Source organism: Psychrobacter halodurans, assembly GCF_017498075.1.
Taxonomy (GTDB): Bacteria; Pseudomonadota; Gammaproteobacteria; order Pseudomonadales; family Moraxellaceae; genus Psychrobacter; species Psychrobacter celer.
Genome location: NZ_JAGBKN010000002.1, coordinates 87,143 through 102,350, shown reverse-complemented (window position 1 = coordinate 102,350; position 15,208 = coordinate 87,143). Strand labels below are relative to the sequence as shown.

Annotated in this window: 12 protein-coding genes; 5 read left to right on the top strand and 7 right to left on the bottom strand. The window is 48.5% G+C overall.

Features of this window, described 5'->3' with window-relative positions:
- Positions 1 to 642: 642 nt before the first annotated feature.
- Positions 643 to 2,745 carry a polyribonucleotide nucleotidyltransferase gene (gene pnp / locus J3491_RS01600; protein WP_100748661.1) on the top strand — a complete coding sequence of 701 codons (2,103 nt, stop codon included), beginning with the start codon at positions 643 to 645 and terminating at the stop codon, positions 2,743 to 2,745.
- A 209-nt stretch (positions 2,746 to 2,954) separates the two neighbouring features.
- On the opposite strand, the gene J3491_RS01595 is transcribed toward pnp, so the two are convergent.
- The 4 genes from J3491_RS01595 to J3491_RS01580 all read right to left on the bottom strand — a co-directional run bounded on the left by J3491_RS01595 (position 2,955) and on the right by J3491_RS01580 (position 6,736).
- Positions 2,955 to 3,521 (bottom strand): macro domain-containing protein, encoded by a 567-nt coding sequence (locus J3491_RS01595; RefSeq protein WP_100748662.1) that lies wholly within the window; start codon positions 3,519 to 3,521, stop codon positions 2,955 to 2,957.
- 26 nt (positions 3,522 to 3,547) lie between these two features.
- Entirely contained in the window at positions 3,548 to 4,153 is a 606-nt protein-coding gene (locus tag J3491_RS01590; protein WP_207968989.1) for a hypothetical protein, read from the bottom strand.
- 141 nt (positions 4,154 to 4,294) lie between these two features.
- Complete coding sequence (locus J3491_RS01585; RefSeq protein ID WP_207968988.1) at positions 4,295 to 4,552, bottom strand: YheV family putative metal-binding protein; 258 nt, start codon at positions 4,550 to 4,552, stop codon at positions 4,295 to 4,297.
- Positions 4,553 to 6,736: a M3 family metallopeptidase gene (locus tag J3491_RS01580; RefSeq protein ID WP_207968987.1), complete on the bottom strand. Its 2,184-nt coding sequence runs from the start codon at positions 6,734 to 6,736 to the stop codon at positions 4,553 to 4,555.
- 498 nt (positions 6,737 to 7,234) lie between these two features.
- Between J3491_RS01580 and J3491_RS01575 the strand changes: the two genes are divergently transcribed.
- The 3 genes from J3491_RS01575 (at position 7,235) to J3491_RS01565 (ending at position 10,395) form a co-directional block, all read left to right on the top strand.
- On the top strand, positions 7,235 to 8,347 hold the full coding sequence (locus J3491_RS01575) for an AOC03_06830 family ribosome hibernation factor (protein WP_207968986.1): 1,113 nt from the start codon (positions 7,235 to 7,237) through the stop codon (positions 8,345 to 8,347).
- 171 nt (positions 8,348 to 8,518) lie between these two features.
- Positions 8,519 to 9,274, top strand: coding sequence for an endonuclease/exonuclease/phosphatase family protein (locus J3491_RS01570; protein ID WP_075101430.1), 756 nt, complete (start codon positions 8,519 to 8,521; stop codon positions 9,272 to 9,274).
- A gap of 113 nt (positions 9,275 to 9,387) precedes the next feature.
- Positions 9,388 to 10,395, top strand: coding sequence for an NADP-dependent oxidoreductase (locus J3491_RS01565; RefSeq protein ID WP_207968985.1), 1,008 nt, complete (start codon positions 9,388 to 9,390; stop codon positions 10,393 to 10,395).
- 35 nt (positions 10,396 to 10,430) lie between these two features.
- Here J3491_RS01565 and J3491_RS01560 read toward each other — a convergent pair whose 3' ends face one another.
- Genes J3491_RS01560 through J3491_RS01550 form a run of 3 tightly spaced genes read right to left on the bottom strand, consistent with a single transcriptional unit; the run spans position 10,431 to position 13,926 of the window.
- The gene (locus J3491_RS01560) at positions 10,431 to 11,048 is read right to left on the bottom strand and encodes an alpha-ketoglutarate-dependent dioxygenase AlkB family protein (protein ID WP_207968984.1); all 618 of its coding nucleotides are present in this window, start codon (positions 11,046 to 11,048) and stop codon (positions 10,431 to 10,433) included.
- Positions 11,049 to 11,065: 17 nt separating this feature from the next.
- A complete protein-coding gene (locus tag J3491_RS01555) occupies positions 11,066 to 11,956 on the bottom strand; it encodes an alpha/beta fold hydrolase (RefSeq protein WP_207968983.1) in 891 nt (296 codons plus the stop codon).
- A gap of 44 nt (positions 11,957 to 12,000) precedes the next feature.
- The gene (locus J3491_RS01550) at positions 12,001 to 13,926 is read right to left on the bottom strand and encodes an ABC transporter ATP-binding protein (protein WP_207968982.1); all 1,926 of its coding nucleotides are present in this window, start codon (positions 13,924 to 13,926) and stop codon (positions 12,001 to 12,003) included.
- A 300-nt stretch (positions 13,927 to 14,226) separates the two neighbouring features.
- Between J3491_RS01550 and J3491_RS01545 the strand changes: the two genes are divergently transcribed.
- A complete protein-coding gene (locus J3491_RS01545) occupies positions 14,227 to 15,093 on the top strand; it encodes an EamA/RhaT family transporter (RefSeq protein ID WP_207968981.1) in 867 nt (288 codons plus the stop codon).
- The last annotated feature ends 115 nt before the right edge of the window (positions 15,094 to 15,208 follow it).

The window sequence follows — 15,208 nt, the reverse complement described above, 5'->3', positions numbered from 1 at the left end:
AGAGCGCGTCACACTTACTTGCTGATATCGATACAATAGATTTTTCTAAAAACGGTGTGGAATAGTTTCACGCCGTTTTTTTATGCTTATTTATAAGAAGTTAATAAGTAATACTGTTTGCATCGGTGATGCGTGTGGCACGTGTGCTGTGTGTTATTCTTACTGTCTGTTATAGTGATAATGGTCGATCATCAGCGGTGGACGTACCGTTTTGTAATTGATTGGTCAATAGCCACAAATCACTGTAAAATAATGCATTGTTAACTTGATGGCTTAGCGATTGTTAGATAGAGGACTTGCCAGTGGGTAGGGTGTTTATGCAGGGAGTGCCAATAAGGCAGTCATCATAAATATATTGCACAAGGTAGCATAAGATGCAGGTAGCTAAGCGCGCTGCATCGGTTTTAGATAATAGATCGATCAAACGATAGTAAGACCACATCTGCACAGCCACATATACATACCAGCAAAATATCTGTGGCAGGCATGGATACAAAGATCGTAATGAGATATGTCGCCGCGGCGATGACATAGCAAACGATGTCAGTCAGCGGGCGGCTATATTCAAAGAATTTTAATGACAGATATCAGCTTTATACGATGCTGATATTAGTTTTTGTCAGTCAACATTAGGAAGATTATATGACAATGTTTAATACTATTAAGCGCGAATTTCAGTATGGCGACCAGCAGGTTGTCATCGAAACAGGACGCGTGGCTCGTCAAGCCAACTCTATTTTGGTTCATATGGGCGGGGTGACTGTCCTTGTAGCAGCGGTAGTAAAATCAGAAGCCAAAGAAGGTCAAAACTTCTTTCCGCTTACCGTAAACTATCAAGAAAAAATGTATGCCGCGGGTAAAATCCCAGGTGCTTATGGCAAACGTGAAGGCCGCGCTAGCGAGTTTGAAACTCTTACCTCGCGTCTTATCGATCGTCCGATTCGCCCGTTGTTTCCTGAAGGTTATGTAAACGAAATCCAAATTACCGCCACCGTGGTGTCATCAGACAAGACTCAGTCTGCTGATATTGCAGCGCTTATCGGTGCGTCAGCGGCGCTTGCTATCTCTGATGCGCCATTTAATGGCCCTGTCGCGGCAGCGCGTGTTGGTTTTATCAATGGTGAATATGTACTCAACCCAACGCTTGAGCAGCTAGAGAGCAGTGATCTGGATTTGGTGGTTGCTGGTACCAAGTCAGCAGTGTTGATGGTAGAGTCTGAGGCCGCAGAGCTGTCAGAAGATCAGATGTTGGGCGCTGTGTTATACGGTCATCAGCAGCAGCAAATCGTCATCGACAATATCGCCTCTTTGGCAGAAGAAGTCGGCACAGCCAAGCAAGAGTTTGCGGCACCTGAGCGAGATCAGACGCTTGAGAGTAGCATGAAAGCGCAGTTTGGTGAGCAAGTGGCTGATGCCTATACTATCACCAACAAACAAGATCGCTATAGCAAACTCGATGATATCAAAAATGCTGCCATCGAAGCACTGGCAGGGGATAGCGAATCAGAAGACTACGACAGCAAAGTCTCTGAGATAAAAGACATCTACGAAGATCTGAAATACCGCACCGTTCGTGACAATATCTTATCAGGCAAGCCGCGTATTGATGGCCGTGACCTTGAGACCGTGCGTGCGTTAGACGTGCAAGTTGGCGTATTGCCTTATACCCACGGCTCTGCGCTGTTTACGCGTGGTGAGACGCAGGCGCTAGTAACCACGACGTTGGGTAACAGCCGTGATGTCAATATGATTGATTCACTAAGCGGTACGATTCGTGATCATTTCATGCTGCATTACAACTTCCCGCACTTTTCTGTCGGCGAGACAGGCCGTGAAGGTATCCCTAAGCGCCGTGAGATCGGTCATGGTCGCCTAGCGCGCCGCGGTGTTCAAGCCATGCTACCAGACAGCGAGCGCTTCCCGTACGTCATTCGTGTGGTATCAGAGATTACTGAGTCAAATGGTTCGTCTTCTATGGCGTCTGTGTGCGGTGCTAGCTTGGCATTGATGGATGCTGGCGTGCCTCTAAAAGCCCCTGTGGCAGGTATTGCCATGGGTCTGGTAAAAGAAGGCGATCGCTTTGCTGTTCTATCAGATATCTTAGGTGACGAAGATCATTTGGGCGACATGGACTTTAAAGTGGCGGGCTCAAAAGACGGTATCACTGCGCTGCAGATGGATATCAAAATCGAAGGCATCACCCCTGACATCATGGAGCAAGCGCTAAAGCAAGCGCATGCTGGTCGTATTCATATCCTTGAGGCGATGAATAAAGTCTTGCCGCAAAGCCGCACTGAAATCAACGCGCATGCACCAAACTACGCGGTCATCGAGATCAACCCAGACAAGATCCGTGATGTCATCGGTAAAGGCGGCGCTATGATTCGTCAGTTGACTGAAGAGACTGGCGCAGTCATCGATATCGATGACGGTGGTACGATTCGTATCTTTGGTGAAAATAAAGCAGCGACCAAAGCGGCAATTGGCAAAATCGAAGCGTTGACGGCTGAAGTGGAAGTAGGCAAAACGTATGCCGGTACGGTTGCCCGTATCGTAGACTTTGGTGCCTTTGTCAATGTATTGCCAAACACCGATGGCCTTGTGCATATCTCACAAATCGCAGAAGAGCGCGTCGAGAGCGTATCAGACTATCTGAGCGAAGGTCAGTCAGTCAATGTCTTGGTTCAAGACGTCGACAACCGTGGTCGCATCAAGCTAACCATGAAGGGTGTTGAGCAAAACTAAGCTGTCGTTATAAACGTGTGATGCATTTTATAAACACCCAAAACCGCTTTAAGTTGTTCTTTATGAATGCTTAAGGCGGTTTTTTTTGGCCGTTATAAAGCCGATAGGTCATGCAACACAAGCAATATACATGTTGCTGGTGTCGACTGGTGTGTCGGTTAGACTTAAGCAAGCACGGATGCTATTTGGCAGATTGTTTTAATGGATGCTTAAATGTCAAAATGCTTGGGGACGTGTACATTGATACGCAGTTTGGGCAGATCTTGTAAATGCTGCATCAAAAGCGGTAATATTTCTGTAGCCCAATCCGGCGGTACGGCATTTGCTAAATGCGCGGTAGCAGGTGAGTGCTGCCGCGTCGTAGTATCATAAATTAGGGGACGGGCCAGAAGAGCGGCCCTACGCATTCCGTGATAGCGTATCAGTGGTATCAGCTGCTCACGTAGCTGTATCAACGCGGCAGTCAGCCAGCGCATACGAGCCGAATGGTAGGGATGGTCTGATATCACAAGATTGGCAATGTGGCTTGGCTGATTGCCATTACTACTGGCTGCAAGTCCCGCTTGCTCGCGCATGCGCTTATGCAAAAGACAGCTGCCCACGTGCAAGCTACCGTCGCGGCAGGCACGATGATAGCGCTGGTAGTTGTCAGGAAACAGCGTTTTGGCGCGCGTGAGAATAGGGTCTAACAAAATGCCAGCAGTATTGACAGGCAGGATAAGCAGCTGCGCGCTACTATTTAAGATAGGGGCGTGAGTGAGTTGGATGCTTGCCATGATCAGCCCCTTAAAAAATCCAATGTTTATTGCTCAGTGGTTTTGCTGGCGTTATCCGCTTCTAGCTGGGCGATTTGCTGTTCGAGTAGAGCGATTTGCTCTGCCTTCATATCTGCAAGTTTTTTATTCATTGCTAATTGCTCAGCGGCGAGTTTTTCTTGCTCGGCGAGACGTTGGCGCTCATCTTCTAACCGATCAATCTCTTCTTTGGCTAAGCTATTATTCTGTGGTAGCGGTGCTTGTAGGATGGCTTTTGGATCTGGTATTTGGCTGCTGGCCATCGCAGTGCTATTGTTTTCGGTATTTATCGTATCATTATCACGGCTGGTGCCATCATCAGCCGTGTCATCTATACTACCTTCTACATCACTCTTTTCTATATCGCTCTTTATATCATCTGATGAGACATTGGGAGACGCTACCGTATTTGTTGTTTTAGTCTGTTCAGCTAAGGCCGACGAGGATTGGTCGATAGGCTCGCTTACTTTAGGCTGAGACTGCGTCCAAATAAAGTAACCAAAAGCTGCAACAAGCAAAACCAATATCACAGCGACTGCGGCTTTTGAGTGCGATTTAGAGGGCTTGTTGTTTAGATGCTTATTTAATAAAGGGTGCGGTTTTTTGTTTTTCATACTTTGGTCGATTTATGTCAAAGATATCAGAGGCCATACTATAGCAAACTCAAAATAAAAAGCCTATCTATTAAAAGATAGGCTTAAAACACCGTTAAAGAATAAAACACGTCGCTATCATCAAATAGCGATATGTGCCGTTTAGGGCTTAAACTTCACTGTCCCGCTGGTGCCTGTCGTCATGGCATCGCGAGCGAGCTGGTCTTCGGCATGGTTTTTGGCACTGATGGCGTCAGGGTCTGGGCGGCGCTCTGTGTGCCCGCACTGGGTACACTCGATATATTCATCAGCTATGGGCGTGACGATATTTACCTGCACCACCGCATCCATCGCCTGACATTTAGGGCAACGAACGCCTGCTAAAAATCGGCGCTTGGGGGTTGATGATTGATAACGCATTTAGATGCCCTCGCGCGTGCTGTGAGTAGTATCGGTGTTTTGCATGCCTTGAGTCGCGACAAAACCGCTATGGCGCAATAACGCATCAATACTGGCACTACGACCACGGAAGTTTTCAAAGTTGGTCTTGGCAGGGAAGCTACCACCGACCGACAAAATCGTCTCACGAAACGCCTTACCGGTGATTGGGTTAAAGATACCGTCTTCTTCAAACTTACTAAAGGCATCGGCAGAGAGTAGCTCTGCCCATTTGTACGAATAGTAGCCAGCCGCATAGCCGCCTGCAAAGATATGACTAAAGCCATTGGCAAAACGGTTGTAGTCGGGGGTATGCATGAGAGCGACGTCACGACGTACCGCATCTAGTGTCGCCAAAATACCCTCATAATCAAGTGCTGGCGTGTGTGCATGAATCAGCAAATCAAACAAGGCAAACTCGATTTGACGTAAGGTCTGCATGCCGCTTTGGAAGTTTTTTACCGCCAGTAGAGCATCAAGCTTATCGGTTGGTAGTGGCTCGTCAGTATCGACGTGACTACTAATTAGCGCGATGCCCTCGCTGTCCCATGCCCAGTTTTCCATAAACTGACTGGGCAGCTCGACGGCGTCCCATTCAACCCCATTGACCCCAGCCACATCGCCGACCGTCACTTGAGTCAATAAATGATGGAGACCGTGACCAAACTCATGAAATAAGGTCAATACCTCATCATGGGTCAATAGGCTTGGCTTGCCATCTAAGGCAGGGGTGAAGTTGCCGACCATAAAGCAAACTGGTAGCTGCTGATGCTCTGTGGCCTCATGACGATAGCGCGACTGAAAGCCACTCATCCATGCGCCGCCGCGCTTGCCACTACGAGCAAACAAGTCGAAGTAAAACCCTCCAAGCAATGTATCATCGGCATCAAACAACTGATAAAAACGCACGTCATCGTGCCAGCGCGATACCGACTCGCTGTGCTCTTGTACCTTGATACCATATAAGCGCTCAACGATTGCAAACAAGCCGCTGATGACCTTTGGTAAGGGGAAATATGGACGGATCTCTTCTTGCGACAAGCTAAACTTGCTTTGTTTGACTTTTTCGGCGATATAAGCGCTGTCCCAGGGCTGTAGCTCATCAATGCCGTAGTCTTGGGCGCATGTCTGTAGCTGCGCTAAGTCCTGTTGCGCCGCTGGCGTGGCCTGCGTGGCCAAGTTGCGCAAAAAGTCTTCGACCTCTGTCACACTGTCCGCCATCTTGGTCGATAAAGAAACCTCTGCATAATTATCAAAACCCAACAGCTTGGCTTTTTGTTCACGCAGCTGCAAAATCTGACTCATGATATCCGCGTTATTTAGCGACTCGCCTTTGGCATTGGTATGCGTGTCAAACTCTGAGGCACGGGTCACATACGCGCGGTATAGCGTCTCGCGCAAATCGCGGTCGTCGGCATGGGTCATAATGGCCAAATATACAGGGATGTTTAAGCTGGCCACATAATAAGGCGTCGGTAGGGCATCGACATCGGCCTGTGAGAGCGTACCACGAGCCAGCTCACGCGTTTTATATTGTTCACCTGCATCTGCTAGCAGTGCTAAGCCACTGTCGGTTAGCCCTGCCAACTGCGCTTGGCTAAGCGGTAGGGCATAGGCCTGAGTGGCGTCCAAAATATGGTCTGAAAACGTCGCAGATAAAGTTGAGAGCTTGCTTTGAATATCAGCAAAAGCCGCTTGCTCCTCTTTTGGTAATGCCACGCCTGATAGCTCAAAGCTACGCAGTGCCAGCTCAATCGCCCGTGCGCGCGCAGGCTCAAGCGCTGCAAAAAAAGCTGTGTCATTTTTGATGGCTTGATAACGGCCAAAGAGCGGTTGGTGTTGTCCGACACGCGTGCCATAAGCGGAGAGCTTGGGGAGCAGCTCGTGATGTACCTGACGGATATCATCATTGCTCATCACGCTATTTAGATGCGACAAAATCCCCCAACTGCGGTCCAATGCCAGATTGATATGGTCAAAGCTCATCACATCTGCCAGTGCTTGCTCAGCACTGATTTGGCGGTCAGCTGGCAAGGAGTCTAAAGCTGGCATCGTATCTAAAAAAGCATTGGCCGCATCAATGGCGCTGCGGACTTGGTCTTGTAGAGTGGCGGGTGAGACGTTGTCAAAATCGACAAGGTGTAATGCTGGAGAAATGGCTGTCATAGTGGCGTCCGATATCTGATATGAATAATTGACAATCATGCGTTTGGCATGAGGTGGTGTAGGCGGCCTTATTGTTTTATTTATAAGCTGTATAAAAGATGGGTTCGTTTGCCAAAAATACAACCTACGCGCCAGTCATACCGCAAACAGTGCAAAATCGCAAACGGTGTAAGCAGGGCGGCATTTTTTGAGTCAAGTGGTTTTATATACAATGATTTATACAATAAAGAGTGCTTCGCTTACAAAGCGCTATCATTTGCTTGCAAATTCACCCTATAGAGCGTGAGGTTTAGCTGTTAGCATCAAGGTAATGGACTATCAGCACAGACATGACAGACAGTACAATATTAAAAATAAACAGCGCTGTCTTTTAAATGGATGTTTTTCTAAGCGGTTTTTTTAATAGAAGACACCGTTTAATAAACAATAAGTGTAATAAACATTAGGTTTAATAAATACTAAAAAACCGTGAAACCATAATAAAACAAGGAGCAATATATGAAAGCAACTCTAAAGAGCTTACGTGAAACCAAAGCCAACCCTGCGGTCAGTATCTTTGTCAAAACGCATCGTGAGCACCCTGCCAACGATCAAGACCCTATTGCCCTAAAAAACCAATTAAAAGTCGTCGAAGAGCGCTTAAATAGTGAGTATGATAAGCGTACGGCTACTACTATTTTGGACAATATCTACGCAAAAACCAAAGAGCTTAATCATAATTATAACCTTGACACCTTAGCGATATTTGCCAGCACCGATGATGTAAAAGTCATCCGTATGCCGATCGATACCCAAGAGCGCGTCGTTATCTCAGATCGCTTTGCCACCCGTGATCTAGTACGTGATATGGCAAGTGCCGTCCACTACTACACCGTGGTGCTGACCCGCGAACATGCGCGTCTCATCGAAGCCTCGAACGATCGTGTCATCAGAGAGTTTGATAAAGATGACGATGCTCAAAACAACATGGAAAATATCCCATTTCCTGTAGAAAATAATGGCCCCTATACCACAGGCGATGGTGGCTCAGATCGCTCATCAAACAACGAAAGCAGCTATCTTAAAGAGTTCTTTAATCAAGTCGATAAAAGCGTGCAAGAGCTGTGGGGCGATAATAAAATGCCGCTGGTCATCGTGGGTGATGCCAAAAACATCGGCTACTATAAAGAAGTCTGTGACCGTCCTGACAATATCATTGCTACCGTCACCAATGCGACCAACCTAGAAGATGGCAGCGCTCAGCATATCATCGATAGCGTACAAGAAGCGGTCGAGGGCTATCGCTCGTCGCTACATCAAGAAGCCCTCGGTGAGATAGATAAAGCACGTGGCGCCAGTATGCTCCAGACTGACTTGCAAGAAGTCTATCGCAGTGCCTATCAAGGCGTAGGCGAGACCCTCTATGTCCGCCGTGGTTATATCCAGCCTGCAAAGATAGATGAACAAGCGCAGACCCTGAGCCTCGCAGACGACCCAGCTGCTGATGGCGTGACGGATGATGCCATCGGTGAAATCATTGAGCATGTCATTCATAATGGTGGTAAAGCGGTGTTTATGCCACAAGATATCATGGGTGAAGACCAACCGATTGCTCTGGTGACGCGCTACTAAACCGGGGCTGCCAGATACTGGCGTTATACGATGACGCATTAGCCATCGGCGGCAGTTAGGTATAACATAAGAGCATTGGTTCACAACGAATCAATGCTCTTTTTACGTCGGTTTTGGCTCACTGCAGACCAGGCCACCCTTATCTTACATACTGAGTTTATGACCAAACCTATGACTACCACGACTTCTTTTGTTTTAACCAGCTATAACATTCATAAAGGCATGTCGCCGATGAACCGTCAAGTCAAAATACAAGGCATCGCGCAAGCGCTCGATATCATAGGTTCTGATGTGCTGTGTTTGCAAGAAGTGCAGGGTCAAAACCTAAAGCGCAATATGCAATACAATGAGTACCCTGACCAGTCTCAGCACGAGTGGTTTGGCGAGTACCTAAAACTACAAAACAGCTACGGCAAAAACTCAGAGTATGAAAATGGCCATCATGGCAACGCGGTGCTCAGCCGCTTCCCCTTAGACCCAAAGCATAACGTCAATATCACCGTCAATAAGCTAGAGCAGCGCGGCGTTCTCCACTGTGAAGTACAACCCGTCGGCTGGGAGCGGCCAGTGGTGGTATTGTGCGCACACCTAAACTTGTTTGAGCGCGACCGTATCAAACAGTACGAGGCCATCGCCAACTATGTACGTAACGAAATCGATGACGACCAACCTCTGGTTTTGGCCGGGGACTTTAATGACTGGAAGAAAATGTCTTGTGATAAGCTGGCGGCCAGCCTCGGCATGACAGAAGCCTTTAAGCACTGTCATGGCAAGCTCTTGCCCACCTTTCCAGCCAAGCTACCAGTCCTCAGCTTAGATCGCATCTATGTGCGCAATCTGACGGTCAAAGACGCATGGGTGCACACGGGCAAGCCTTGGTCGACCCTATCTGATCATCTGCCGCTCAGTGCTGAGCTGACCTTATAGCGGGTGCAGCTTATGAGAATTACGACACCGACCCTGATGTATGAGTACGTGTATAAACGTATGTATAAAAAGCCAAAAATACTTTAATCAATAGACGAATAAGGATATATACCATGTCTAATTTAACAACCGAAAAACCACTGCCAACCACACAGCACGCTGTCCTCATCAAAGAGTTTGGTGCACCTGAAGTGATGCAGTATCAAGACGGGGTGGCGATGCCATCGTTGGCAGACGAGCAAGTTTTGATCGAAGTGGCGTATGCAGGGATAAACCCCGTCGATTATAAGACGCGTCAAGGCAAAGGCTGGGGTGCAGAGGCTATTCAAAACAATAGGTTTGATAAAAACGAGCCAGCAATTTTGGGTTTCGATGTCGCAGGTACGGTGGTAGATAGCCGTAGTGATAAGTTTGCCATCGGTGACCAGGTGGCGGCTTTGAGCTTTGAGGGCAGCTGCTACGCTGAATATGTGGCAGTGGATGCCAAACTGCTGGCCAAAGTGCCCAACCCTGTCACACTAAAGCAAGCAGGCGCGCTGCCTTGTATTGGCCAAACCGCGCTACAGTTTGTTGAGTTTGCTGATATCAAAAAAGGCCAGCACGTTGTCATCAATGCACCCGCAGGCGGGGTGGGGCACCTAGCGATACAGCTATTGATGGATAAAGTAGACAACGACGATATCAAGGTCACGGTCATTTGCTCACCTGAGAAGTATGACAAGCTTGCAGACTTAATCGATAAAGACAAGCTGGCAGGCTGGATTGACTATACCAAAGACGCGGCCTTTCCTGATCTACAAGCTGATGTGCTACTGGATCTGGTCGGTGACGAGGCAGGCGTACGAGCGCTGAGCGTGCTCAAGCCTGCGGCTCGGGTTTTTGTGTTGCCGACTATCTGGGTTGATAAACTCAAAGCAGCAGGTGAGCAAAAGCAGCTAACAGTCACAGGCTACAAAGCACAGCGCAGCGGTGATGATATGGCACGCGTTTTACAGCTCATCGCTGATGGAAAGTTACGCTTAAAGATTCAAAGCGTCTACCCACTCTCGGAAGTGGTGGCGGCGCATCATGAACTACAAAAAGGCGATGCCTTTGGCAAGATAGTCTTACAAGTAAAATAAAAGACCGATTAGCCATACCCATGCAGTTATATTCGTTAAATTGACTGTATGTGCCGAAAGGTTAGGCTGATGCGCCCATCGGCGACGGTTTTTGTCTTAGTGATGCTGTGCTTCCAAAAGCGCTGCGTCTCGCCATGCATGACGATTAGCTGACCGGACTCAAGATAAAGCGCGACTTTTTCTTGAGTTTTTTTGTGCTTAAAAACAAATTTGCGTGTGGCACCCAGTGATAAAGAAGCAATCACAGGCTGCGCGCCCAGCTCTTTTTCATCATCGGCGTGGTAGCCCATACCATCATGACCTGTCGGATAATAATTGAGCAGACAAGAATTGAAATTGGTAACAATACCGATGCTTGATAGTTGCTGTTCAATATGATGTTTCACGTGAAACACAGTATCTGACCATGGCAGGCTGTGACGGGTATGTCCTGAGTACTGATAGCTCAGATCTTTTTCACCCATCCATACCACTTGGCGAGTGGTGACGTGCGTCTTGCCAAATAAGGTCACCCTATCAGGCTGCCATGGTAGCTCGGTCAATAATGCATCGTAGAGCTGGCAGTCATCCTCGATGATACGGCCGAAGTCATTTACCCTGCCATCATAAGGCAATAAGTTATCGGTTGGGGCAGGGGCAAAAAGGTCGCTCATGGCTTACATTGCTCAGCTTAGTGACTGTTTTCATAATGCTCATTGATAATTTGGGCGCACAGTTTGGGCGCTTCCATTGGCAACAGATGGCCGTAATCTGGCAAAGAGATGATACTGTCGGCAGGGACGAATTTTTGCCACTGCTTACGGACTTTATTGCTGATAAATAAGGTTGGCTTGCCCGTGATCAGTGTATAAGGGCAGCGGAGTTTTTTTAGAGCGGTGTCGATATGCGGCGCACCAAAATAGTTGGCAAGCTCTTGCTCTGGAGCAAACATCAGCGTGTGGCTACCATCGACATTGACGCTCAAGCTTTGCTCAGCAAACACGTATAAATGCGCATCGCTGATGCGTTTGTAGGCTCGGTTGGCGCGTAGGGCTTGATAGTACGCATCAACGCTCGTCCAAATAGCGGGTTTGGTCAGCGTACTTTTAAAAGGTTCTCGACTGAGCAAAAACCGCCGCGGCAATAAGTTATATAGCCGCGCTTGGTTTTTGGTAAAGGTGACCGGCTCTATCAGATACAGCTGGGAGAATAAATCTGGACGTTTGGCGGCGGCCATGGCGGTGGCAGTGGCACCTTGCGAATGACCGATACCCACCACAGGCCGATCTTGGGTGCGCTCCAAAAACTCAATCAATAGCTCAGCGTCTTGCTCACGAGTGAGGCGGCGTTTTTGCGGCTTATCGTACCAGTAGCCGCGTAGGGCAAGCGCACTGATATCAAACACTGCTGCCAGCTCATGCAGCAGCGGCGTATAAGTACCGACCGTAAAGCTGTTGCCCCCATAAAAGTGCGCAGGCGCACGTTTGTTATGCTCTGCTGCTACTGATGGGTTGAGACTGCCAAGGTCGTAGTAGCGTGCTTGTTTGCCGCTTAGGTTGATACGATGGGTAAAGGCTTCCATAAACTGCCCACTTCCTTATGTTTTATTTTTATGATGATGGCGGTCTAGGGGGTGTCTTCGCCCAAAAACCCGCCGCTTTGACGCTGCCACAAGCGCGCATAGACGCCGCCTTGTGCCAACAGCTCGTCATGGCTACCTTGCTCGATGATTCGGCCTTTTTCCATCACCACCAGCCTATCGAGCGCGACGATGGTAGAGAGGCGATGGGCAATGGCAATCACAGTTTTGCCGGTCATGATATCGTTGAGGCTTTCGGTAATGGCAAACTCAATCTCAGAGTCAAGCGCGCTGGTGGCCTCGTCCAATAATAAGATCGGCGCGTTTTTTAGCATAACACGAGAGATGGCGATGCGCTGACGTTGACCGCCGGAGAGTTTGACGCCGCGTTCACCCACTTGGGTATCAAGACCTGTATTGCCTTTATCGTCATATAAGTCTTTGATAAAGTCCCATGCTTGGGCTTGTTTGGCGGCATGGATAATCTCTTCGTCAGAGGCGTCGGGACGGCCATAAGCGATGTTTTCACGTACGGTACGATGCAGCAGTGAGGTGTCTTGGGTCACCATACCGATCTGCTGACGCAGAGAGTCTTGTGTGACGTCATCGATCGCTTGACCATCGATATATATCTTGCCGCGATCGACATCAAAAAAGCGCAGCAGCAAGTTGACCAACGTGGATTTGCCCGCTCCTGAGCGCCCGACCAAGCCGATTTTTTCTCCTGGTTTGATATCCAAATAAAAGTCATCAAGCAGCTTGACCGAGTTGTCTTGCGCCATGTCAGTGGTCGCTACCGACGGTTTAAACGTTTTATCGGTGGCGTGATGGGTATCGTGGTCTTCATTCTCATAGCTAAAGTCGACATGATCAAAGACGATATGTCCCTCGGTGACGCTTAGTGCAGCTGCGTTTGGCTTATCGACGATCGTCTGCGGCGCGGATAGCGTGCGCATGCCGTCTTGTACCGTGCCGATACTCTCAAAGAGGCTGGCAGTCTGCCACATGATCCAGCGCGTCAGACCATTGAGCCGTAGCGCCATCGCCGTCGCCGCGGCAATCGCCCCGACCCCGACCGCGCTTTGTTGCCATAGATACAGACCAATCCCTGCGGTACTACTGACCAAAATTACACTGATAAGGTGGGTGAAGATCTCTAAATAACTGACCCAGCGCATCTGCGCATGTACCGTTCCTAAAAACTGCCCCATGGCGTTTTTGGCATAACCAAGCTCACGGCGTGAGTGGCTAAACAGCTTGACAGTCATGATATTGGCATAGGCATCGGTGATACGCCCCGTCATCAACGCGCGCGCGTCTGCTTGTACGATGGCGGTTTGTTTGAGCTTTGGAATAAAATACCATATCGCCAGCGCCACCAACCCAAACCACAGGATAAAGGGAATCAATAACAAGCTGTCTAAATTAAATAAAATAATCCCACTGGTCACAAAATATACGGTGACATACATAAACATATCTGTGACGGTCATCACCGTATCACGCACCGCAAGTGCGGTCTGCATGACCTTGGCCGAGACGCGTCCAGAAAATTCGTCTTGATAAAACTGCATGGACTGCCCAAGCATACGCTGATGAAAACGCCAGCGCATCTGCATGGGAAACACGCCTTGCAAGGTCTGAAAATGAATAAACGAGGATAAGGCAATCCAAAACGGGCTGACAATCATCACCGCCAGCATCAGCAGCAGCATATCGCCTTTTTCTAGCCATAAGTTCTGCGGCGTATAGACGCCAAGCCAGTCGACGATATCGCCAATCCACGCAAACAGCATCGCTTCATAGATACCGATGCCTGCTGACAACACCATAAACAGCAGCAGCCAGCCGCGCAGTCCCTTTGTACAAGCCCACAAAAACTGCAGCATACCGTCACGAGGCGAGGGCAGCGGCATGGGGGTGGTGGGGAAGGCCGGTAAGCGGTTTTCAAAAAAGCGAAATAGAGCATTCATAGGCAGTGATAAAACATCAATAGCAGTACGCCAAAACAAACGATGACAGTCGTTATTTTGAATCTTTACTTTGTGATTGGGAGTGCTGGCTATTTTAGCAAAATTCCCTGTCAGACCTGCAGGCTAATTGTAATTGCGTGCATATAGATGCCATGAATATCAGCACAATAAAACACCAAAAAGCCATTGTTGTATTGGAAATGTTTTGTTACATTCAGTGGTTTTATAGTGTTTACCATGGTTTTGTATTGCTGACGTGCGGTGTTGGTTTGACATAAATCAAGGGTAGAGGTAGGGGTTATGATGTATTTGGTGATAGCAGTACTGTGTAGTGTGGCCGTCTCGGTACTGCTCAAAATCCTGCGGCAAAAAAATATCGATATTCGCCAGACCATCGTCGCAGGTTATCCTGTGGCTTTTTTGCTGACATGGTTTTTATTAACGCCAGATGTCAGCGGCATCAGCACGCTTGGCAACGCTTGGGGCATTATTCTGGCGCTTGGGATACTGCTGCCGACGGTTTTTATTGTCTTGGGCCGTGCGATTGCATCGGTTGGCATGGTCGCAACCGATGCCGCCCAGCGTTTGTCGTTGATTATTCCCATTATCGCCGCTTTTTTATTATTTGGTGAGGTGCTGACGGGTACGCGAGTGCTTGGTTTGGTCTTAGGGTTTTTGGCGTTGGGGGCTTTGGTTTACCGGCCCAAACATACCGGCAGCGGCGCGCACGCTAGTATAAGCCCGCCCGCCGCGCGTACCTCGCTATGGCTATTTGGCGTATGGGCAGGCTATGGCATCGTCGATATCTTGTTTAAACAAGTCGCCAAACAAGGCACAGCCTTTCCACTGACGCTGTTTGTCAGCTTTGGCGTCGCAGGATTGTTATTGCTGATTTATTTGCTTGTGACACGCGTGCGTTGGCAGGGTAATGCCTTGGCAGCAGGGCTATTGCTGGGTGCTCTAAACATGGGCAATATCTATGCGTATGTGCGCGCCCACCAAGTATTGTCTGACTCTCCTAGTATTGTCTTTACTGGGATGAACGTCGGGGTCATCGCCGTCGCGACGCTCATCGGTGTGGCTGTGTTTAAAGAGCGGCTCGGTCGTATCAATGTGCTAGGCTTGCTGCTGGCGATTGGCTGTGTGGCGGTACTGTTTTTAGCATAAGAGTTTGATGTACGTGGTTTGGCATAAAACTCTTATATTTATAGTCGATGCACTTTAAAAGAGCATGGCGCTACTGGGATGCTGTTTTTAAACGTAAGTTGCGCAGCCTCTGAGA

Bases quoted from the DNA above. Each gene is read 5' to 3' on its own strand.
- pnp (WP_100748661.1), top strand. From the start codon at position 643: ATGACAATGTTTAATACTATTAAGCGCGAATTTCAGTATGGCGACCAG.
- J3491_RS01595 (WP_100748662.1), bottom strand. From the start codon at position 3,521: ATGGCAAGCATCCAACTCACTCACGCCCCTATCTTAAATAGTAGCGCG.
- J3491_RS01590 (WP_207968989.1), bottom strand. From the start codon at position 4,153: ATGAAAAACAAAAAACCGCACCCTTTATTAAATAAGCATCTAAACAAC.
- J3491_RS01585 (WP_207968988.1), bottom strand. From the start codon at position 4,552: ATGCGTTATCAATCATCAACCCCCAAGCGCCGATTTTTAGCAGGCGTT.
- J3491_RS01580 (WP_207968987.1), bottom strand. From the start codon at position 6,736: ATGACAGCCATTTCTCCAGCATTACACCTTGTCGATTTTGACAACGTC.
- J3491_RS01575 (WP_207968986.1), top strand. From the start codon at position 7,235: ATGAAAGCAACTCTAAAGAGCTTACGTGAAACCAAAGCCAACCCTGCG.
- J3491_RS01570 (WP_075101430.1), top strand. From the start codon at position 8,519: ATGACTACCACGACTTCTTTTGTTTTAACCAGCTATAACATTCATAAA.
- J3491_RS01565 (WP_207968985.1), top strand. From the start codon at position 9,388: ATGTCTAATTTAACAACCGAAAAACCACTGCCAACCACACAGCACGCT.
- J3491_RS01560 (WP_207968984.1), bottom strand. From the start codon at position 11,048: ATGAGCGACCTTTTTGCCCCTGCCCCAACCGATAACTTATTGCCTTAT.
- J3491_RS01555 (WP_207968983.1), bottom strand. From the start codon at position 11,956: ATGGAAGCCTTTACCCATCGTATCAACCTAAGCGGCAAACAAGCACGC.
- J3491_RS01550 (WP_207968982.1), bottom strand. From the start codon at position 13,926: ATGAATGCTCTATTTCGCTTTTTTGAAAACCGCTTACCGGCCTTCCCC.
- J3491_RS01545 (WP_207968981.1), top strand. From the start codon at position 14,227: ATGATGTATTTGGTGATAGCAGTACTGTGTAGTGTGGCCGTCTCGGTA.